General features: G+C 72.4%; 2 protein-coding genes. Both read left to right on the top strand.

What is annotated here, in order from left to right; translation table 11 throughout:
- Nucleotides 1-237: 237 nt before the first annotated feature.
- A complete protein-coding gene (cbiE, locus tag GA0115259_RS37970; RefSeq protein WP_093605164.1) occupies nucleotides 238-1,458 on the top strand; it encodes a precorrin-6y C5,15-methyltransferase (decarboxylating) subunit CbiE in 1,221 nt (406 codons plus the stop codon).
- Nucleotides 1,459-1,803: 345 nt separating this feature from the next.
- Nucleotides 1,804-5,235 carry a nicotinate-nucleotide--dimethylbenzimidazole phosphoribosyltransferase gene (gene cobT / locus GA0115259_RS37965; RefSeq protein WP_093605162.1) on the top strand — a complete coding sequence of 1,144 codons (3,432 nt, stop codon included), beginning with the start codon at nucleotides 1,804-1,806 and terminating at the stop codon, nucleotides 5,233-5,235.
- Nucleotides 5,236-5,381 lie beyond the last annotated feature (146 nt).

Below are 5,381 nucleotides of genomic sequence, written 5' to 3'. Positions count from 1 at the left end.
CGGAACGGACCGCACCGGCTGGAGCGTACGGCACCGGCGGCGGCGTCCTGCCGCCACAGGCCGTCCCGATCCACCGCCCGACGTTCTCCGTGCCTGGCCAGGTACTCTCACCGTGCCTTGTGCTGCCCGCAGCCACCGGCGACGAAGTGCCCGTATCGGTTCCATCGGTTCCATCGGTTTCACGCACGACCACGCGACCACTCGACGTAAGCGACGACTCCCGGGAGACTGACGACGATGGCCGACCGCGTCACGGTGATCGGCTGGGACGGCTCGCCGCTCACCGCTGCTGCCGGAGCCGCCCTCTCGGCCGCCACCCTGGTGGCCGGAGCCGCCCACCATCTTGCTCTTCCCGAGGTGCCGCCCGACGCCGAACGCATCCGGCTCGGCTCCATCGATCTCGCGGCCCGGCGGATCGCCGGCCACCGTGGCAGCGCCGTGGTGCTCGCCGACGGGGACCCGGGCTTCTTCGGTGTCGTACGGACGCTCCGCGCGCCCGAACACGGTCTGGAGGTCGAAGTCGTCCCCGCGGTCTCCGCCGTGGCCGGTGCCTTCGCGCGCGCCGGGATGGCCTGGGACGACGCCCAGATCGTCGTCGCCCACCGCCGTACGCTCCGCCGCGCCGTCAATGTCTGCCGGGCGCACACCAAGGTCGCCGTCCTCACCTCGCCGGGCGCCGGGCCGGCCGAACTGGCCCTGCTCCTCGACGGCGTCCACCGCACCTTCGTCATCTGCGAGGAACTGGGCACCGAGCGGGAGCAGGTCAGTGTCCTCACCTCCGACAAGGCCGCCGACCATGTCTGGCGTGACCCCAATGTGGTGATTGTCATCGGCGGTGTCGGCACCGCCGTCTCGCCGACCGGCGGCTGGATCGCCGGACGCGATCCCGGCTATCCGCCGGCCGGCCGTGGCTGGGCCCTGCCGACCGCGGAGTACGGCATCGAACTCGACGAGGGCGAGTCGACCTGGCTGCGCGCCGCCCAACTGGCCCGGCTGGGAGCCCGTACCGGCGATCTGATCTGGGACATCGGCTCCGGCAGCGGTGCGCTCGCCGCCGAGGCAGCCCGCTTCGGCGCGGCCGTGATCGCCGTGGACGACGAACCGGGCGCCTGCGCCAGTACGGCCGCCGCCGCCCGTCGCGCGGGCGTCCAGATGCAGGTCGTCCAGGGCCGGGCGCCGCAGGTGCTCGAACGGCTGCCGGAACCGGATGTCGTACGGATCGGCGGCGGTGGTATCGATGTGGTCACCGCCTGCGCCGACCGCAGGCCCGAGCGCATCGTCACCCACGCGGCCACCCGCGACGAGGCCGAGGCCGTCGGAACGGCCTTGGCGGGAGGCGGATATGAGGTGGAGTGCGTGCTCCTCCAGTCCGTCGACCTCGACACCGGCGCATGGACGGAGCGGGAGCGTTCCGTCGTTTTCCTGGTCTCCGGACAGCGTCCGGAGAGCGCCCCCTGACCCTGTTCCGGCGCCGCGCGCGGTAGGCTGGCCGATCGTTGTACCGCAGCCGGGCGTTCGTCACTTCGTTAGTCAATGTCCGGAAAAGGGGCCCGTTTTGGGCCCTCATGTGGTACGGCGACACCGGGGGGACGCGCGACGTGGCGCAGCCCACAGCGGGCCGGGACGGATCCACTGTCCCGGCTGCGAAAGGCCGCGCGAAGTCGCGAGACTTCGGGGTGACCGCGCGCCGTTCGTGCCGCGCGGCGCTCACGCTCGTTGTTCCTGACGGGCGCCGGAAGCGCCGCGGATCGGGCGCCCCGGGTGACGGGCCGAAGGAGCACAACCTATGGGCGAGGGGTACGCATGACTGACACCGGCCAGGTCCTGGGCGAGGGACTGCCGGAGAACGCAGGCATGGTGGAGCAGCCGGGCATCCCCGCTCCCGGCGCGTACACCTACCTGGACCCCTCCGAGACCGTCACCGAGGACGAAGATCTGCTGCTGATGCCGAGCGCGCAGGGTGGGTGGAGCGATCCCCAGGTGGTACCGGCGGAGGCGCCCGCCGTCTATGCCACGCCGGACGGGTACGCCGCGCCTGCGGGGTATCCCGGACCGGAAGGCTTTGCCGGGCACGAGGGATTCGCGGTGCCTGATGGGTTCGCGGTGTCCGACGTGTCCGAGAGGTTCGCTCCGGAGCAGTTCGCCGGTCCTGAGGGATATGCCGCTCCCGAGTCGATGCCGGTTCAGCAGCAGGCGCCGCCCATAGAACAGCCGGCGCCGATGGTGGAGCCGGTGTCACAGATCCAGGCCGAGGTCCCGGCGCAGCCCGCGGTCCTGGCCCAGGCGGAGTTCGTGGGGCAGCCCGAGTTCCCGGCGCAGGTACAGGAACAGGCGCAGGCGCAGGTGCAGCAGGGCCCGGTCACGGTGGCCGGGACTTCCGTCAATGCCTCTGCTTCTGCTTCTGCTTCTGCCTCTGCCGATGGCTCTGCCTCGGGCGAGTTCGTCATGCCGGTCCAGGAGGTTCCGGCCGTTCCCGCCGCCGAGCCGGAGGCGGTTGCCGTGACGCCGGCCGCTCCGCGGGAAGCGGAGCAGGCACTCCAGCAGGAATCACAGCAGGAGTCGGCACAGGAGACGGCGCAGGAGCCGCAGCAAGGTTCCATCGGGCGTGGACGGAATCTGCACCGGCCGGGCGCGCATGAGGCCGGTGGCCGGGATTCCGGTTCGGTGGATCTCAACGGTGTACGGATTCCCTCGCCCATGGCGACCGCTCCGCCCGTACCGGCCCCCACTCCGCCGCGCCGCCCGTTGCACATGGGCCCGCCCGTACCCGACCCGACGGGCGGCGTGGTGCGTTCGCTCGCGGACCGTGGCCCGGCGGGTACGCCCACGCAGTCCGTCCGCGTCCGGGCCCAGACCCAGGGACCGCCCACCACGGGTCCGGAGTATCTGGACGTCCCGCGCGAGGAGTCGGCCGTACTGCCGGGGCCGCAGCTCGGCGAGATTCCGCCGCAGCCGGGCGCGCCATGGGGCGCCGAGCCGCCGACGACGGCACCGGTGGCACCGGAAGCACCCGAGGTGCGAGCAGAAACGGTCGTGCCCGAGGCCCCGGCACGACCGGAGCCGGAGCCCGTGATGGAGCCCCAGCCCGTGCCGGAACCTGAGCCGGCCGAGGCCGTCCGGCAGGCCGAGGCTGTCGCCGTCGAGCCCGTACGGGAACCTGTTCCCGCACCCGAGCCCGAGCCGACGCCGGTGATGGAGCCACCGACGGCCGAGGAGCCGGTCCAGGCGCCGGAAGAGCCGTTGGCCGTAGCCGAGCCTGCACCGGAGCCCGAGCCTGAGCCTGTACAGGCGCCCGAGCTCGCGGCAGCGCCTGAGCCGGAGCCCGTGCCTGAGGCCGTGCCCGAGGTCGTATACGCACCGGAGCCCGACAGCGCGCCCGTACCCGCGCCCGAGGCTGAAGCCGTGCCCGTACCCGTACTCGCACCCGAGCCCGAGGCCGAAGCTGAAGCCGCGCCCGAGGCCCAGGCCGTGCCCGAAGCCGCGCCCGTCCCGCAGGAAGGCACCGCCGCGCCCTCCGGCTACGACGACGCCGAGCGCGAGGCCGTGCTCCGGGTGATGCGCGAACGGCGCGACATCAGGAACGGCTTCCGTTCCGATCCCATCCCGCACGAGGTACTGCTCCGCGTCCTGGAAGCCGCGCACACCGCGCCCAGCGTGGGCCACTCGCAGCCCTGGGACTTCGTCGTCATCCGCTCCGCCGAGACCCGTCGTTCCATGCACGAACTGGCGCAGCGTCAGCGTGACGCGTATGCCAAGTCGCTGCCCAAGGGCAGGGCGAAGCAGTTCAAGGAACTGAAGATCGAGGCCATCCTCGAAACGCCGGTGAACATCGTCGTCACCGCCGATCCGACGCGCGGCGGCCGGCACACTCTCGGCCGCCACACCCAGCCGCAGATGGCGCCGTACTCCTCGGCGCTCGCCGTCGAGAATCTGTGGCTCGCCGCCCGCGCGGAAGGGCTCGGCGTCGGCTGGGTCAGCTTCTTCGACGAGCGCGAGATGGTCCGCGCGCTGGGCCTGCCCGAGCACCTCGAAGTCGTGTCGTATCTGTGCGTGGGATACGTCGACGAGTTTCCCGAGGAGCCCGAGCTGATGCAGGCGGGCTGGTCGAAGCGCCGGCCGCTGTCATGGGTCGTCCACGAGGAGACGTACGGCCGCAGGGCGCTGCCCGGCGAGGAGCCGCACGATCTCCTCCAGGAGACCATCGCGAGCATCCGTCCGCTGGACGCCAAGGCGCTGGGGGAGGCGTGGGAGCGGCAGAAGCGGATGACGAAGCCCGCGGGCGCGCTCGGCATGCTGGAGATCATCTCGGCACAGCTCAGCGGTCTGTCGCGGCTGTGCCCGCCGCCGATCCCGGAGCCGGCGGCGGTGGCGATCTTCGCGGGCGACCACGGTGTGCACGCGCAGGGCGTGACTCCCTGGCCGCAGGAGGTCACCGGCCAGATGGTGGCCAACTTCCTGGGCGGCGGCGCGGTGTGCAACGCGTTCGCGAACCAGGTGGGCGCGGAGGTGTGTGTGATCGACGTGGGCGTCGCGGGCGAACTCCCGGCGACGCCGGGGCTGTTGCCGCGTAAGGTCCGGGCCGGTACGGCGGACTTCACGACGGGACCGGCCCTGAGCCGCGAGGATGTGCTGGCCGCGATCGAGGTCGGTATCGAGACGGCGCGTGATCTGGTGGCGGCGGGCAACAAGGCGCTGCTCACGGGTGAGATGGGCATCGCCAATACGACGGTGTCCGCCGCGCTGATCTGTGTCTACACCGGCCAGGACCCGACGGAGGTCACCGGGCGTGGCACGGGCATCAACGACGAGATGCACGCGCGCAAGGTCGATGTCGTACGCCGCGGTCTCGAACTCCACCGCCCGGACCCGGCCGACCCGGTCGGCGTCCTCGCCGCGGTGGGCGGCCTGGAGCACGCGGCACTGGTCGGTTTCCTGCTCGGCGGCGCGTCTCTGCGCACGCCGGTGATCCTCGACGGCGTCAGCGCGGGCGCGGCGGCGCTGGTCGCCCGAGCGATCGCCCCGGAGGCCCTGGCCGCCTGCATCGCCGGCCACCGCAGCGCCGAACCGGGCCATGTGGCGGCCCTCAACAAACTCGGCCTCCGCCCGCTGGTCGACCTGGACCTCCGCCTGGGCGAGGGCACAGGCGCCCTCCTGGCCCTCCCGGTGGTCCAGAGTGCGGCCCGGGCGATGCACGAGGTGGCGACGTTCGACTCGGCGGGAGTAACAGAGAAGTAGCGGCGGGTCGGCGTATGGCTTCGCCGGTCCGGTGGGCTCCGCTGCGGGCCCGAGGGCAGTCCGGTCGCCCGGTCGGGCGGCCTTCGGCGCCTAGGGCCTCTCGTTTGGATCTTGCTGGGCTCGCGTGCCCGCAGTGACATCAGCCG

This window comes from Streptomyces sp. MnatMP-M17 (assembly GCF_900091995.1).
GTDB lineage: Bacteria > Actinomycetota > Actinomycetes > Streptomycetales > Streptomycetaceae > Streptomyces.
The sequence above is the reverse complement of the archived record's forward strand: the minus strand, read 5'-3'. Positions and strand labels throughout refer to the sequence as shown.